The organism is Ferviditalea candida (assembly GCF_035282765.1).
GTDB classification, from domain to species: domain Bacteria; phylum Bacillota; class Bacilli; order Paenibacillales; family KCTC-25726; genus Ferviditalea; species Ferviditalea candida.
Map to the genome: position 1 here is coordinate 80,507 of NZ_JAYJLD010000001.1, position 16,138 is coordinate 96,644.

At 47.1% G+C, this 16,138-nt stretch carries 12 protein-coding genes, 1 pseudogene and 1 riboswitch; of the genes and pseudogenes, 3 read left to right on the forward strand and 10 right to left on the reverse strand.

Annotated elements, in window-relative coordinates; translation table 11 throughout:
- Positions 1-26 precede the first annotated feature (26 nt).
- From VF724_RS00420 to VF724_RS00430, 3 genes and pseudogenes are all read right to left on the reverse strand, one after another.
- Complete coding sequence (locus VF724_RS00420; RefSeq protein WP_371752457.1) at positions 27-524, reverse strand: NAD(P)-dependent oxidoreductase; 498 nt, start codon at positions 522-524, stop codon at positions 27-29.
- A pseudogene (locus VF724_RS00425) lies at positions 504-871 on the reverse strand (NAD(P)-binding domain-containing protein); the annotation flags it as partial. The gene VF724_RS00420 and the pseudogene VF724_RS00425, both read right to left, overlap by 21 nt.
- An 87-nt stretch (positions 872-958) precedes the next feature.
- Positions 959-1,579 carry a hypothetical protein gene (locus tag VF724_RS00430; RefSeq protein WP_371752239.1) on the reverse strand — a complete coding sequence of 207 codons (621 nt, stop codon included), beginning with the start codon at positions 1,577-1,579 and terminating at the stop codon, positions 959-961.
- A 198-nt stretch (positions 1,580-1,777) separates the two neighbouring features.
- Between VF724_RS00430 and VF724_RS00435 the strand changes: the two genes are divergently transcribed.
- Positions 1,778-2,479, forward strand: coding sequence for a G1 family glutamic endopeptidase (locus VF724_RS00435; protein ID WP_371752240.1), 702 nt, complete (start codon positions 1,778-1,780; stop codon positions 2,477-2,479).
- 761 nt (positions 2,480-3,240) lie between these two features.
- Here the strand turns inward: VF724_RS00435 and VF724_RS00440 are convergent.
- The 6 genes from VF724_RS00440 to mhpA form a co-directional block, all read right to left on the reverse strand.
- Entirely contained in the window at positions 3,241-4,518 is a 1,278-nt protein-coding gene (locus tag VF724_RS00440; protein ID WP_371752241.1) for an N-acetylmuramoyl-L-alanine amidase family protein, read from the reverse strand.
- Positions 4,519-4,609: 91 nt separating this feature from the next.
- On the reverse strand, positions 4,610-5,908 hold the full coding sequence (locus VF724_RS00445) for an ABC transporter ATP-binding protein (RefSeq protein WP_371752242.1): 1,299 nt from the start codon (positions 5,906-5,908) through the stop codon (positions 4,610-4,612).
- 11 nt (positions 5,909-5,919) lie between these two features.
- On the reverse strand, positions 5,920-7,644 hold the full coding sequence (locus tag VF724_RS00450) for an ABC transporter permease (RefSeq protein ID WP_371752243.1): 1,725 nt from the start codon (positions 7,642-7,644) through the stop codon (positions 5,920-5,922).
- 296 nt (positions 7,645-7,940) lie between these two features.
- Positions 7,941-8,109: riboswitch (M-box (ykoK) riboswitch) on the reverse strand.
- Between the two features lie 512 nt (positions 8,110-8,621).
- Complete coding sequence (gene fdhA, locus VF724_RS00455) at positions 8,622-9,836, reverse strand: formaldehyde dehydrogenase, glutathione-independent (RefSeq protein ID WP_371752244.1); 1,215 nt, start codon at positions 9,834-9,836, stop codon at positions 8,622-8,624.
- Positions 9,837-10,026: 190 nt separating this feature from the next.
- Positions 10,027-11,136, reverse strand: a complete 1,110-nt coding sequence (locus VF724_RS00460) for a cupin domain-containing protein (RefSeq protein WP_371752245.1) — start codon at positions 11,134-11,136, stop codon at positions 10,027-10,029.
- A gap of 73 nt (positions 11,137-11,209) precedes the next feature.
- Positions 11,210-12,712, reverse strand: a complete 1,503-nt coding sequence (gene mhpA / locus VF724_RS00465; protein WP_371752246.1) for a bifunctional 3-(3-hydroxy-phenyl)propionate/3-hydroxycinnamic acid hydroxylase MhpA — start codon at positions 12,710-12,712, stop codon at positions 11,210-11,212.
- Between the two features lie 206 nt (positions 12,713-12,918).
- On the opposite strand from mhpA, the gene VF724_RS00470 reads away from it, so the two are divergent.
- Positions 12,919-13,689, forward strand: a complete 771-nt coding sequence (locus tag VF724_RS00470) for an IclR family transcriptional regulator (protein ID WP_371752247.1) — start codon at positions 12,919-12,921, stop codon at positions 13,687-13,689.
- A 155-nt stretch (positions 13,690-13,844) separates the two neighbouring features.
- On the opposite strand, the gene sor is transcribed toward VF724_RS00470, so the two are convergent.
- A complete protein-coding gene (gene sor, locus VF724_RS00475; protein WP_371752248.1) occupies positions 13,845-14,768 on the reverse strand; it encodes a sulfur oxygenase/reductase in 924 nt (307 codons plus the stop codon).
- Between the two features lie 524 nt (positions 14,769-15,292).
- Between sor and VF724_RS00480 the strand changes: the two genes are divergently transcribed.
- Entirely contained in the window at positions 15,293-15,934 is a 642-nt protein-coding gene (locus VF724_RS00480; protein ID WP_371752249.1) for a hypothetical protein, read from the forward strand.
- Positions 15,935-16,138 lie beyond the last annotated feature (204 nt).

Below are 16,138 nucleotides of genomic sequence, written 5' to 3' on the forward strand. Positions count from 1 at the left end.
AAAATCAACTTTTTCGAACCGCTGCGCTATTCGCCGCTCAGTTCATTCGGAATCCCCGACATGCGTTCCAAATATTGAACGATGGTGGTGAAATCCCGATTCCCTCCGCCTTGCGTAACGATATACTTCCAGAATTGCATGACGCTGGTTCCCAGCCACATCGGCAGCTGAAGCTCTTCCGCCAATTCAATGCAGAGCTTGACGTCCTTGTACATTAATCCGGAGCTAAACCCGTAGTCAAAGCTTCGGTTCAACACAGCTTTCGGGAATTTATCCGTTGTCGCCGTATTTCTGCCGCTGCTTGCATTAAAAACGGAAATCAAGACGGCCGGATCGATTTCTGCTTTTTGACCCAGGATTACAGCTTCCGAAGTGATGGCCATCGCCGCGGCCGACAACAAGTTGTTCGCAACTTTCACGACTTTACCCTGGCCGATTTGACCGCCTACATAAAAAATGTTGCGGCCAATCACCTCCAGGACGGGTTTTATCTTCTCAAAGACCGCCCTTTCCCCGGACGCCATTACAGCCAATGTGCCGTTCTTCGCCCCCGGAACCCCGCCGCTGACCGGGGCGTCCTTCGGTCATGAAAATGCGCTGCGATTTCAATCGCCTTGCTCTGCCCCGTTGTAGATAAATCGACATAAGTGCGGATTTGCCTCCCGTGGATGAGTCCCGCTTCTCCCAATGCGACTTCGCGAACAATTGACGGCGTTGGAAGACTGACCATGACGATCTCAGCCTGATCGGCCGCGTCTTTCGGAGAATCGGCTATGTATGCGCTTTCGCGATTTTCGAAAAAATTTAATTTTGCTTTTATTATGCGGACATTCTTTTTGTCAACGGTGAAATTTGTTATATATAGTCGAATTTGGGGGTATCTATTGCAGAAAAAAAAGGATCAAACACTTATTGTCTGACCCCATTTGTGGGTGTTATTTGCAGCTTAACCACAGCGCTATTCAGGTTTTTTTTGCGGACTTGACCATTTCTTCTTGACAGCATTGATGTCATTGATGTCATTGATGTCATTGTTGTCATTGTTGTCATTGTTGTCATCGTTGTCATCGTTGTCATCGTTGTCATTGTTGCCGCCGACATGCACGCCAAAATGCCCGGTGTGGCCGCCAATATTCCCGCCGACATCAAAACCGACACCGTAACCGCCGCCGATTTGACCTCCTGCATGAATACCGAGCCCGTTCATGCCTCCGACCTGACCGCCGGCATGAACACCAAGGCCATGCCCGCCTCCGAGCTGACCCCCGCCGTAAACACCAAGGCCGTATCCTCCTCCAGCCTGACCGCCGCCATAAACACCAAGGCCGTGCCCGCCTCCGAGCTGACCCCCGCCGTAAACACCAAGGCCGTTTACGCCTCCCAAATGAGCTCCGGCGTGAATGCCAAGTCCCTGACCGCCGCCCAAATGACCTCCGGCATAAAAACCGGCCAAATACCCTTGTTGCCAACCTGCCGGAGGGTAGCCCCCATAGTATGCAGGATACGAATAAGAATATGGATTAACCGCTTGAGGATATTGGCTATACGGGTACATATAAGATGGGTAAAAATAAGCCATCCGCTAAATACCTCCAATCCTAATTTTAAATTTAATCCAGTCTATTCAAAATCCATAAATCGTGACACTTGACCCAATGATTATCGGGAATCCCCTGAACAATCCGCACAAAAAGCTGAAATCGGTCAGTTTGTCACTTTCACATGCTTTTCGTTTGCATCATATATATCAAGGTCTTTACGAAAGGGGGGAAACATATTGCAACATAAATCCTTCAAAGGCTCCGCACCCTGTAAACTCATTTCTTCAGATACAAAAAAATTCAAACCCAGCGGTACATCGATCAGCCCTGACTGGACCTCGAACAATTGGTCGGGTTACGCGAGGAATAAGTCAAAAAAAAACGCATTCCACAGCATTTCCGGCTATTGGGTTGTCCCGAAGGTAGCGCCCGCTAAAAAAAACACCTACTCTTCCGCATGGATCGGAATCGACGGGTTTCACAATAAGTCCTTGATCCAAATCGGAACCGAACAAGATCACGAAAACGGTTCATGCGTCTATTACGCTTGGTGGGAAATTCTCCCTGCGGCGGAGAAGAGAATCCCCTATCCGGTTTCTTCAGGCGACCGCATGTACGCCAAAATCAACAAACTGTCCGGCAACAAGTGGTCGATGCTGCTTCGCAATCTAACAAAAAAATGGAGGTTCAGAATAGTTAGAACTTATAACGGACCGGCGGCTTCTGCGGAATGGATCATGGAGGCCGCCGCGTTCGACGGACGAACAGGCCCCTTGGCCAACTATGGCAAAATGACCTTTTACAATCTCCGGGTAAACAACCGCAATCCTCTGCTCAAGAGGAGCGAACGGGGCATCATGATTCAAAACGATAAAACGGTATCCACCCCTTCGCTTCCCAACAAAGCCCGAAATGCTTTTACCGTCGCATATGGCTGATGCTTATGAAAGTTGTACCAAGCTGCACTTGAATGATTCTGCTTCGGGGCATTCAAATCCTTAATTGACAACGCCATGCTGGAAATGAAAAATGCAAAGGCAAGCGAAGCCATGATCAAATGGAAAAAAATTTTTTGCTCGCTCATGACTTTTCTTCTCAAGTCGTATTTCAAAAAGAAAAATAGCCCGGTACCGAAAGTGATCATGAAGATAACATAAGAAAACAGCAAAAAGTACTGAAAAAAAGGAAGGGGGCACGTTATTGAAGGACTGGATCACCGCCAAAGTAAACAATACAAATGTCACAATAATGGAGATAAGATGGAGGGCCACAAGAACAATGGGATAGTGCAGCCGAATACGGAAGGTAAAGCCCAAAAACAAAACCAATCCAAATAAAGAAGCTATGCACAAGACAGTTCATTCTCAAATGACGGGACTTTATAAAAACAACCTGATTTTTTTGCGGTATTTTTAACTGCCATGCTTATTTTGTCCTTGATTGATTATCGAATCTGAAACGGCAGACTATCTTGGTGGTTCTATGGCTTAGGAATATTGCTCCTGCTTTAAAAGGGAAATTACATTAATAACGGGTACATTCCGTTTGCTTATTCAGCAGATCGCGACCGGAGCCATATTAATTATCGGGATCATTTCCATATTAACCCTGCAGATTTTTGAGAACATTGCGATGGATATCGGGCTGATGCCCTTGATATTTTGCCAACAAAAGTGGGAACTTATTTTGTCGCGCGTCCTTAATGATTTGAAAAATAATGCAGCAGCCCATGAAAGATGCCTGCGGCCAGTTGTTCATGATAATCGGGAAAAATACTGTCCTTCATTTCTTGCGGATTCGATAAAAAGCAGCCTTCAACCAGCACCGCCGGCTGTTTGTTTTCCCTCAGCACAAAGAGCTCTTCATTTTGAACATGATCCTGATTCTCACTCGTTGTTAAGGCGCCTGTCAGCGAATGCTGTATATCCAATGCAAGCTCCTTCGAGGGTGCATGATTATAAAAGGTAATCGAACCGCTGACAGACGGATTCTCCGGGTATATATTTTGATGAATGCTGACAAACGCATCCGCTTTTACCTTGTTAGAGACATCGACCCGATCCTGCAACGACACCGTTTGGTCATCGGATGTTCGGGTCATGATGACCCTGGCCCCGGCAGAGGACAATTTTCGGCTCAATACTTTCGCTGCCGCCAAATTCAAATCCCTTTCGTAAACCGGCAGTCCGCCCGCAATGGCGCCGCTGTCTTCTCCGCCGTGTCCGGGATCAATAACCACCGTCTTGCCGAACAAAGTCCGATTGGTTTGGAATTTTTCTGCTGCTTGGCTTGTCCGCGACATTGCAGGCAGAACAAGTTCTTCTCCTCTCCACCCCTTCACATTGCTCATGGCCGTCCAAAAAATTTGCTGATTTTCAATCTGCTCTACCTTCAGCCATCGGCCGTTTAATTCTAGCGGGATAAAAGAAGAAGATTCATGCTCCAGCGTTTTTACACGATCAAAATACGTATCCGGCCCCGATCTTAAAACAGAGTCAGTTTGCAAATCCACGACTTGCTGTTCAGCCGGTCTGGTTATTACGGAAATTCCGGAAGCTTGTAGCCAGCCTTTTTGATTGCGGTCAATGCGGATTTCCAACCATCCATTTTTTTGGGCGAGAACCGGAAATTCCATTCCGAACCCGGCAGCCAAAATGACCGGCTTGCTGGAATCGGGAAACAAACGCACATTTTTTTGTCCATGCAATACCGCCCATCGTTCACTGTTCTTCAAACCGGTGCTGCTGCCATCCATTTCCGCAATCGATACAACTTTTCTACCCGGCTTTTCCGCGGCAATTTTTTGTTTCGGGGTTTGCGGTTCATTCATCTGTTTAGACAACGGCTGCGTCGCCGATGAAGCAGCAGGAATCTCTGAATGAAATCCTCCCGCAAACAGAACCTCTCCGCCAGCTGCCAGAATGGCAATTATTAACAGAAGAACAAGACGCACATAAGGCTTCATCCATAGATTCATGCTTTTCTCCCTTTCAAACTAGCAATCTATTCTATGGAATATGATATGAATGAGCGTTAATTAATATGAGCAATTGATTTGTTTATCTTTATCAATCCATCGTTGCTGCGGACTCCTGCTCTAAATATAGGACTTTTGCTTTCTCATCATAAGCGAATAATTCCGCGTACCGGCCCCAATCGATTAAGATGTCCAATTGATGAGCTGCTTCTTCCGCGCCAAAATGCTTCTCGAAAATCTCCACGAAAAATTCCCGTTCCATCTTGTTGTTTGACTTCGAATGCAAAACCCATATGATTTTCCCCATCATGGGCACGCGCTGCTGCGCCTGTGCTCTGAATATTTCTTTCCGATGGAGAACGCTTGCGTTCGCAAATTGGTGCCCTGTGTCGGTTAATTCGATATCGCCTCGATGAATTGCGGCAAATCCAAGAATTTGCACGGCTTCGACAATAGGCAGAAAGTCTTCCAGATCCAGACTTAATTGATCCGCCAGCTTGTATAAATCCACTTCAATGCCGAGATCGTCGATCAATTCAATAAATCCGGTTAGTGCCCCGGCAGGAACCCTTGGAACCTTTTCCATTTTCTTTTTCAGATCACCGGATGTATCGATTGGTTTAATTTCACGTTTAGTCAAGATGGAATAAATGCGATCAACCAGCGACGTGAATAGAGAGTCTTGTTTATCACGCCAATGCGGAATGGAAACGGAAATATCGGAGATTACGCGGGCGGGGTCTCTTGACAAGACAATGGCCCGATCCGACATATAGACCGCTTCTTCGATACTGTGCGTTACCATAATAATGCTTTTGGTCGGGATTTTTTTCTCCGTCCACAATTCCAGCAAATCACGCTTTAAGTTTTCCGCCGTCAACACGTCAAGCGCCGAGAATGGTTCGTCCATGAGAAGAATATCCGGCTCCATCACTAAAGCGCGGCCTATGCCTACACGCTGGCGCATTCCTCCCGATAATTCTTTGGGATAGGCCCCTTCAAATCCGTCAAGCCCGATCATATCGATAACGGAGAGTGCTTTGCGTATTTTTTCTTCTTCCCGCAGCAGTCTGTTCTGAAGCCCAAGTTTTACATTTTCAAGAACCGTTAACCAAGGAAATAAAGCAAAAGACTGAAATACCATACCAATGCCCGGATTCGTGCCGACAATCGGTTTTCCGTTATATAGCACCAAACCTTGCGAAGGGGAGACTAGACCGGCTATGATGCGAAGCAGGGTCGATTTGCCCGAACCCGATGGTCCAAGGATTGAAACTAATTCTCCTTCCATAATGTTGATGTTTATATCCTCCAGGATGCTCACATTGGCTTGATTCGGCAAATCATAACGCTTGCTGATTTGTTGCAATTCAATCAGCGCTTTTTTCATGATCGACACCTCTAATCCAAGTGGTATTTGTTCTCGGACAACGCATAAAGCTTGCGCCATACCAATCGATTCACGATAACAACCAGCAGGCACATGACAATTATCCCCCAGATGATTTCCGGCCAATTCCCGCTCGTTGTCGCTTGGGCTATAAACGAGCCCAGTCCGGTTGCTTTTAGATTTTTATCTTTCCAGGATACGATTTCAGAAACAATGCTGGCGTTCCATGCGCCCCCGCTTGCCGTTATGCAGCCTGTCACGAGAAACGGAAAAACTGCCGGAAGAATTAACTTTTTCCAGGTTAGCCAGCGTGTCAACTTCAGAATGACGGCAGCTTCCTTAAGATCGGAGGGAATGGCCGTTGCTCCGGCAATGACGTTGAACAACACATACCATTGCGTACCCAGCATCATCAGAGGGATTGCTCCAATTTCCATTGAGATTCCCAGCTTCAAGTAGAGAATTGTAATAATAGGAAACGCCATGTTGGCGGGAAAAGAAGCTAAAACTTGCACAATCGGCTGCACAATACGCGAAAGACGCGGATTCGTGCCGATAAAAACACCGACAGGCAGCGTCCAGATGACAGCCAGAAGTGTGGAAACCAACACTCTCGATGCTGTCAGAATCCCAAGGACGACAACGTGAATTACCGCATCCCAGCTCAACTGGATCATCTCAAGCATGCCTTCGTAAACATATTTCAAAACAAATGCGGCTCCAACAAGCGCAAGTCCCCATTTCATAATACGCTTGAGTCGTGCCGAAAAATACGGAAGACTCATTTGCGACCCTATTTTCACGAGACCAATGAACGAATCACGAAAGAACATCTGGATGTTTTGCTTGAGCAATTGTACAAATCGCGCCCTTTTCAAAATGTCAAATACCCATGAAGTCGGAACTTCGCTTGCTTCCGTTTGTTCATTCTTAAATTTTTGACTCCATGCAATAATCGGGCGCCAGAATAATTGATCGACAACGACGATCAAAACAAGCATCGTCACGATCGCGTATAGAATCGCCTTGATATTCCCCTCATCCGCTGCCAAGGCCATGTAAGATCCGATTCCCGGCAAACGGATATCTTGATTCAGAACGCTGATGGACTCGCTGGCCGCGAGAAAGAACCAGCCTCCGCCGAAAGACATCATGCTGTTCCAAATCAAGCCGATCATGGAAAACGGAACTTCCAATTTGCTGAATCGATGCCATGCGCCTAACCGGTTTATTAAAGCCGCTTCATTCAGCTCGCGGGGAATCGTTTTAAGGGAATGATAGAAGCTGAACGTCATATTCCACACTTGACCGGTAAAAATGGCGAAGATTGATGCGCATTCCACGCCAAGCAGGCTTCCCGGAAACAACGACATGAAAGCAAGCACAGTGGCCGATAGAAATCCAAGTACAGGTACGGATTGCAGAATATCTACAGCCGGAATCATGAATTTTTCCAATGTCTTGTTATACGCCGCAATACGGCCATAAATGAAAGTAAAGATCAAGGACGCTGCAAAAGCGATAAACATTCGAAGCAGCGACCGCCCTGCATAGTAAGGAAGCCATCTGGGATCAGGGCTCAAAGCCGGCTGTTGTTTCAGCGATAACGGTTCGTGCATGCCCGAACCCAGTTTTACCGCGGCATAAAGCATCGATAGTAACAGGAAAATGACCAGGACATCCGCCCAGCCGAATCTGATTCTCCGGTTCACATTGTTGTTAAGATTCCATTGCACGGATAACCCCCCAATCTTGGCAAATAAAAAAACTCTCCTCTTTAGACAAGGAGAGTGCCGAATTCCTTCTTCATCATCAGGGTCTGTGTCCTGTCATAATGTCATGAAGACATCTGAAAATAGACAGACCCCGCCCGCGATGAAAGGAACGGCAAGCTTCCTGCCTGACAAAGCAATCCCGGTCATTCAATAAACTGCACATTCGACTGCCGCTGTCCATCTCCAGTCCCCCCTTAGTACATAAATATGAAAAGCCCCTAGGATTGGTCCCAGGGGCATAAGTCACGACGAAACAAACCGGTTCCCCCTAGTCCAGTTTTGGCACTATACAACGTAAAGGGATTTCCCTTAGCCACCTTAAGAAGAGCCTTAATCCGGCAATTCCTGTTCTACCCATTGGCATCTTTCGATATTTCCGGGCAGTGGCCTATGTTTGTATAGGAGCCTCACCTAACGAGGACAATTTAGTTACAGTGACAGCATACTTCTGCTATATGGATTTGTCAATATCTTTTTAGACAGACCTATTGCGGTCTAGCCAATCAGAATTTTTTCTTCCGGATAACGGAATTTGGCGTTATCTAACATTTTGCCACACCTAATTTTTGAAATAATTTCATGAGATATCTATTATATCATTAATCATTCCTACATTTTGTAAGGATTATCCAAACCGTCAATATTAAATATTACAGTTCAACCTTCGGATCAAAATCGGCGACTATCAGCACGTCCTTGCCAAAAACTAAACCGAGGCGGAAGACCCGCCCCCACCCCGAGATTTTATAATGCTGTAATGTTAAAAAAACTCTAGAGGCCAATTCAATGATGAGCGACCGCGTAAACGCGTAAAGAGGAAGGTTTTGATGCCAATTAGAATTTTCCTTTCCGGAGAACTTGGAAACTTATAAATTCTGGCGTGGTAAAAAAAGTCCGTAGCAGCAAGTTTTTGCCGCTACAGACTTTATACCGTATTATTATTTAATCATGCCGTGCGGGTCAATGACAAACTTTTTAGAAGCACCCTTGTCAAAATCTTGGTAAGCCGCCGGTGCTTGATCCAGCGTAATGACGGTCGCGTTGACCGCTTTGGCGATTTGCGCTCTTCCGCTTAAGATGGACATCATCAAATCCCTGTGGTATTTCATTACTGGTGTCTGGCCGGTGACAAAAGTATGGGCTTTAGCCCAACCGAGGCCGAAGCGGATTTTGAGCGTGCCCACCTTGGCATCTTCGTTCACAGCACCAGGGTCCCCTGTCACGTATAACCCAGGGATGCCGAGACGGCCTGCGGCGCGGGTAATTTGCATAATCGAGTTCAGCACAGTGGCCGGCGCTTCCGTATGATTCGGTCCGTGCCCGTGCGCTTCAAAACCTACGCAGTCAACGGCGCAATCCACTTCCGGAACGCCGAGGATCTGTTCGATTTGCTCTCCAATGTCATCGTGTTTGCTCACGTCAATCGTTTCGCAGCCGAAGGTGCGCGCCTGGGCCAGCCTTTCTTCATTCAGATCGCCCACGATGACAACGGCGGCTCCGAGCAATTGGGCGGAATGCGCCGCGGCAAGTCCTACCGGCCCGGCTCCGGCTATGTATACGGTCGAGCCGGTCTTCACTCCGGCGCTTAATGCACCGTGGTAGCCGGTCGGAAAAATATCGGATAGCATGGTGAGGTCGCGAATTTTCTCCATGGCCTGATCCTTGTCCGGAAACTTCAGCAGTTGGAAATCCGCATAAGGCACCATGACATATTCGGCTTGTCCTCCGACCCAGCCTCCCATGTCCACATATCCGTATGCCGACCCCGGGCGATCCGGGTTCACATTGTCGCACACATGCGTGTTCTGTTCTTTGCAATTGCGGCAGCGGCCGCAGGCGATGTTGAACGGAACCGATACGAGATCACCTTTTTTGATAAATTCTACATCGCGCCCCACTTCAATAACTTCTCCCGTAATTTCGTGACCCAAAATCAGTCCGGAAGGAGCAGTCGTGCGCCCTCTGACCATATGCTGGTCGCTGCCGCAAATATTGGTGGAAACGATCTTTAAAATGACACCATGATCGCATTTTCGCCCTACATTCAATGGATTTACTCCCGGCCCATCCTTCAACACCAATTCCGGAAAGTCAATCGTTCGAACTTCAACCTTTCCTGGTCCTACATAAGCCACCGCTCGATTCCCTGCCATTTCACATCCTCCTTTTCGTTATTAAAATTCGCACAAGATTTCCTTATGAAGTGAAAACGATTACATGAGAGTTTGGAATTTTTTCACTTTTAGCCTTCCAACTTGAGTATAAAAGGAATCGCCCTTTTCGGCAATATGCAATGTCCAAAAAAGAGCGATTCAAATTTAGGAATATGATCAAATAATTTCCTCAAACATTGATTGGCTGAAAGACATCGGAAATCTCCTGATATCCGTTATTTTGATCGTATTCTTCTTGACGCTCAAAATCAAAAGCCTCCATGATCGGCAAATCATTGGTTGAGAACAAGAACGCCTCTTCGTCAGCGGAAGTATTCACATGCTCATGCCAGGTCCATGGCGGTACCGCAAAAAAATCACCCTCCGACCAATCAAATCGGACGCCATTCATTACGGTATACCCTTGGCCTTTAAACACATGATATACATTGCTGTGCACATGACGGTGGGCTCTGCCTTTAAAATGCGGAGGCAGCTTTTGCATGCGCGCTCCAATTCTATTATTCGCATCCTTGCCGTTGGATGGGTTAATATACTCTATCGCAAAACCATCTATCGGGTCCGGATCAAATTCCGACAATCCGTCCAAAGCTTGTTTGGCCAAACCCCACTTATACCGACCCAATGCTACCGATTTTGGCTGGCGATCCGAAATGGGTCTTACCATTCCGCCTTGATAGCGCCGTGAGCTAAAATCATCCGGAACCAGTAAAGGCTGCTGTTTATCCGGGTGAAATTCCGTAAAGGACACATCCATTGCCATGATAAACGGGGTATCCAGACAATCCATCCAAAAGACCGTCTCATCCCCCAGGTTCGTATGATCGTGCCAAGACCAGGTTGGCGTGATTAAGTAATCTCCCGGTTCAAAGGTGATTTTCTCCCCGTCCACACGGCCAAATCCGCCCTTGCCCTTCATTACAAACCGGAGAGCCGTTGCGGTATGGCGATGGGGCGGTGCGATTTCGCCCGGTTTTACAGCTTGGACGGCCGCGTACAGTGTTTGAGTAGCCCCTCCCCAAGCAATTGGCTGCAAATGCTTCATTCCAGGGTTTACAAGGTATACGGCCCGGCGTTCCGCCGAACCGACACCCACTTCAAGCAGCTTTTCTGCACGATTCAGATAGCTGTTGATCAATTCGGTTTTCCAAAGGTAAGGAACGGCCTTCGCCTTTGGTTGGGTTGTATTCATATGATGGATGTGAGCCCACAGCGGGCCGAGATTGACGCTATCCAGCTCTTCATGAAACTCCAGTAATTCTTTGCTCCATTCCGCCATCTTTTCCAATCACCCCTTCTTATAAATTTACTATGCGATACGGCCATTTGCAAAAAATTGCTTCTTGTAATGCTTATGCTAAAGGCAGCAATCCGCTGATTTCATATAGCTCCGCAGCATTCGCGGCAGCACCCAGCACGTAGCGATCCGGCCGGATGATCACAGCTTTGACGCCGTTTTCATCAAGCCATTGTGTTATCTCTGCCCCTTGTTCGGCAAATAAGACTGCGGCGCCAATCGTTTCCCAAAGCTTTTTTGCCTCCAGGGGGGCGCTCTCGATGACGGCGGAATACCCGATGACCGCAAATCGCAGTCCGATCGCATCATCAAGCTTCATGCCATTATCCAATTCAGGCTGCGGGAATAATGTTCCAGCCGGCGCAGGGGCATTTCCGTGGAGACCGCGACCGAGCGGAGGTACCGGTTCGGTCAACGACTGCGGCGCTTCCAGCATCCTTTGATCACGCTCCGCGGCGCTTATGGGATCAAGCGTTGCGATGATCTCCCCTAATTCGACAGCCATTTGAATGTATTCCCGCACATTGGGAGACCTCTCCGCCTCATAGCTGTCCAATAGCGCATCAGACACTTTATTCTGAATAACCAGTTTAAGCTTCCAAGCCAAATTAGCGACATCGCGGACTCCGGCGCACATCCCTTGCCCAAGAAACGGAGGTGTCATATGAGCGGCATCCCCCGCCAGGATCATCCTGCCCTTGCGCCAGCCTTGAGCCAGCAAGGCATGAAATATATAAACGGAAGCGCGTTCCAATTCGGCATCCTCAGGCTTGACCCAAGGACTTAGCAAATCCCAAATACGCTCGGGCCGTTCCATGTCCTCCTTCGCTTCACCGGGCAATACCCTGATCTCCCAGCGGTAACGATCGTAGCTTCCGATTTGGGGAACGTAAGTTATCGGCCGCTTAGGGTTGCAGAATTGAATTCCGTTTATGGGCAGATCGACAGGCCGTTTCAGCTTAATATCAATGACCAGCCAAGGCTGATGCAAGCCCAAATCCTCCATCGGCGTCCCCATAATCGAACGAACCAACGATCTCGCCCCGTCGCAACCGACGACATAGGCAGCCGAAAACTTTCGAACAGTCCCTTCTTCTTTGTCCAGAACTTTAAGCACCGCATGATTTTCCGCTTCGACTATGTTGAGAACTTCATTTTGCAGAAAAACACGTACTTGATCGAAACGCTCTACCCCTTTTCTCAGCGTTAATTCCAAGGCAGGCTGATAAAAGCGATAATGGTGGTCCCAGCCTTGAGGCCCTCTTCCCTCATCCCTCCTGAGCTTTAACAGCAGTTGTCCTTCCGCGTTGATGTAATCATAGCCTTTGGCTCCAATCGTAATCTCGTCGATTTCTTTAGACAAGCTGGCCGATTGGTAGACTCGCATGGTTTCTCCATCAAGGTGGCTGGCTCTTGGCTGATGATAAACGGATTTCTCGCGTTCAAAAACGGCTACTTTCAATCCTTCCTGTCCAAGCAGATTAGCCAGGGTCGCCCCGACAGGACCATAACCGACAATTGCTACATCAAAATCATTCCCGGTCGTATCTTGGTTCATCCTTGCACCATCCATTATTATTTTTGGTCCGTAATCCACATTGTGAATTATACAATTATCATTGTGAATTAATACATTAAGGATAGCATCATATTTTTACTTGGTCAATAAGTTTACTTAATTATTGTATAAAAATAATAAACATTGATATAATGGGTAACAACCAAGCATTTACTATAAATATTTCTCTTTGTAGGTGACATCCATTGCGGGATTTAAATATAAATACAATTCGGTCAATCGACAAAGCCTTCGACATCTTGAATTCTTTTACTCCGGATACTCCTGCCCAGACAATCGATGAAATCATGAAGCATACCAAACTGCCCAAATCAACCGCCTATCGATTGCTGTATACTTTGGAGGGAAACGGGGTGATTCGCTATGACCCGCAAACTCTCAAATATAAGCCCGGTTTCAAGCTGTTCGAGTATTCCCAAGTTCTCGCCTCTTCATTGGATATCGTTAAAGAATCCGAACAAATTTTAACCGAACTTCAAAATCAGACGGGAAAAACTGTGCTAATGTCATTGTTGGAAGGCGACACCATGGTATATGTCTTTAAACGGGAAAGCCAGGTGGGGTTAAAATACGCGTCCTCCGCGGGTGAACGCAGACCTCTGACATACGGTATTTTTGGAAGAGTTCTGCTGGCCTTTTTACCCGATGACCGATTAAAAGCGATCCTGTCCAAACCGTTGCCTAAATCTACTACGTACACACCGATCGATAAAACGGTATTAATAGAAAAATTGATGAACATTCGACACGAATTTGTTGCGGTGGAAATCGACGAAACCAATATAGGCGTCACCGGAATCGGAGCACCTATTTTCAATATCGAAGGAAGCATTATTGCCGCTATAGGGGTTTTGGGACCGACCGCCCATTTTTCAGACAATGAGCTTAATGAAACTAAACAATTGGTAAAGGATTCCGCCCAACGAATTTCTCAAAAATTAGGGTATTCTCCATGAGCATCTTGAACTTGATTCAGAAAGCCGGCCATGTTTGCAATCGAGTTTACACAACTCCTCCAGCAACAAAAACCCCTCCTGGTATACAGCATGGACTGTTCAGTCTCTCTGTCCACCAGGAGGGGAAATTTATTATTAAATTATTAATTAATGTTTTATTTCGTATTCAAATAAGTGCGCCAAGAGGTGTCTTCCATCATCGGATTCCACATCGTAACATAAGGACCTGAAACAAGGGTATCAAGCACGCGGTCGTGAACCTTGCGGGTCTCATAATTAATGGCAACGCGGGAAATTCCGAACATTGCGGACTTCTGATCGGCCCATTCCATGTGTACGATATATTCCGTTGGTTTGCGCTCAGCCTGCATCAAGGAGAAGTTTCCGTCTCTGACGCTGGGAGGATTGTCGCCGAGTGTTTCCAGAGCTTGGTGAATGCCGTCCGGTTTCAGTTGGAAGCTTCCGATGGCCGATGCGCCAATTTGTTTCAGCAGCATGAAGCCCAGGAATCCGGGAGCCTTTTTGAATTGATTCATCGTATCGACAACGGCCTGTTCGAATTCCTTTTCCATACCCGGGATAACCGAATGCGTGCCGTGAGCCATACAGCGCTGGCCGTAAGGCAGTGAAACGGGGTCCATTTCCTGGCCCGCCATGAATGCTGCGCCCAATTGGGAAGGAACGTCTGTGATGCCCATGCTCTCCGGCATATCATGAGCGACGATCTCATAGACGTCTTCCCACGGACCTTCAATTACCATGCCGAGACAGCGGGAGCAAAGACGGAAAATACTGTCGAAATAATCGTTGTGCATTTCCTCGTGGTCCTGCCATCTTTTCCAGAACGTATACTGTAAAATTCCTACAGGGTTCAATTCGGTTTGCATATTCATTTTCGCTCCGCCGAATCTGCCACCCATCGGATATACCCCTACCTGTACGTGATTCTGAAAGCCGAGAAAACCGTGATGATTGGCTGTAACCATACAAACTTTGGGGCCGACGCTTTCAAATGCTGCGAAACTTTCTTTGGCATTCGTAACTTTTGCTTTGCTGATTGCAATGTACGGATTTGGCATATATACCATACCCCCTATAGTATTTTGGAAACGTTTTTATTATATTCTATTGAATTTTCTGTGTCAATAGGATGAAATTATTGTGAATTATCAAAAAATCAAGCGACAATCGGAAACTTTGATTGTCGCTTGTTTTATATATGCTTAGTCCTCGAGTATAACAATTTTGACGATTCTCGATCGGCGAATGGGCGTATAAACGACGTTTCCGAAAGTATTAAGGCGTTTCAATCTGATAGTTGTGCTGGTAATGCTGGTTATAACCCCATTACGAACAATTCTTCTTCCATAGGCGTTTCTATAGATAATACCGACGCAATCTTCACGTTCAATCTGATTGACCACCTCTTCTCCCCCCCTTCTTCTCTATCATATGATTCCCAGAGAAAAAGGTATCGGCGTTTAACTTTACAGCTTAAAATTGTATGATCAATCAATAGATTTAACGCAAGCCAAAGTGATGCTCATAAATGTCCTGGGTAAGCCATATGCATGTAATAATGAACGGACAAGGAGGAAGAAGGTTGAATTTGACCTTTACATTCATCGGAATCTTCGCTGTCTTATCCATATGGATTCTTAGGTTTGTGTCTGTGTTTCGCCATAAGCTGTCCTGCATGGCCGGCATGATGGCGGCGATGGTTCTGGGGATGACCACCGGTCTTGGCAGCAGCATGCTTCTGACCTTTTCCTGGCCTTCCGGAGCCTTGCTGCAAACGATGATTGGCGGGATGCTAATCGGCGGTTTCACCGGACTGCTGGCCGGAATACCGATCAGTCTGATGGCGGTGCTCGACGGCCTTTTGTCAGGCATCATGAGCGGTATGATGGGCACGATGCTGGCGGTCATGATCCCGTATGCCGATATGGGCATTGCCCTGAAGATCATCGCGGTCCTTTGCGGAGGGATCCTGTTTGTTCTCTTTCTAATGCTTCAAGGCGAGATTAAAGAAGAACATCTTCAACAGCATTCACGGATTTTTTCCAAACCCCACACCATGTTCTTGGTGATTATCATGTTCTTTGCAGCCCTACTCCCGTCTCAGGCAATGAACATCCATCGGCAGGAACTTCATAAGACTCAAATGGGGCAAAGCCCAGCTGATCCCGGCAATCATCAAAATGCACGAAAGGATCGTCCCGTGCCAGTTCTCATAAAGAATTAAAAACATTACGAATCGGACATGCCTCAGCTTTCGCAAAAAAGGGACGCGAATCGGGAGGGTAGCGGCAGTGCAACCGTATGATCGCTGAACGGCCACGGACGAAAGTGAGTGTCCCCGATGATTTGATTGATCAATAAGGCGATTGCGGCGGATGCAACGGCCAGAAGAGCGGCGTTGCGCAGGGCGGATTGCTGCGGGCGATTC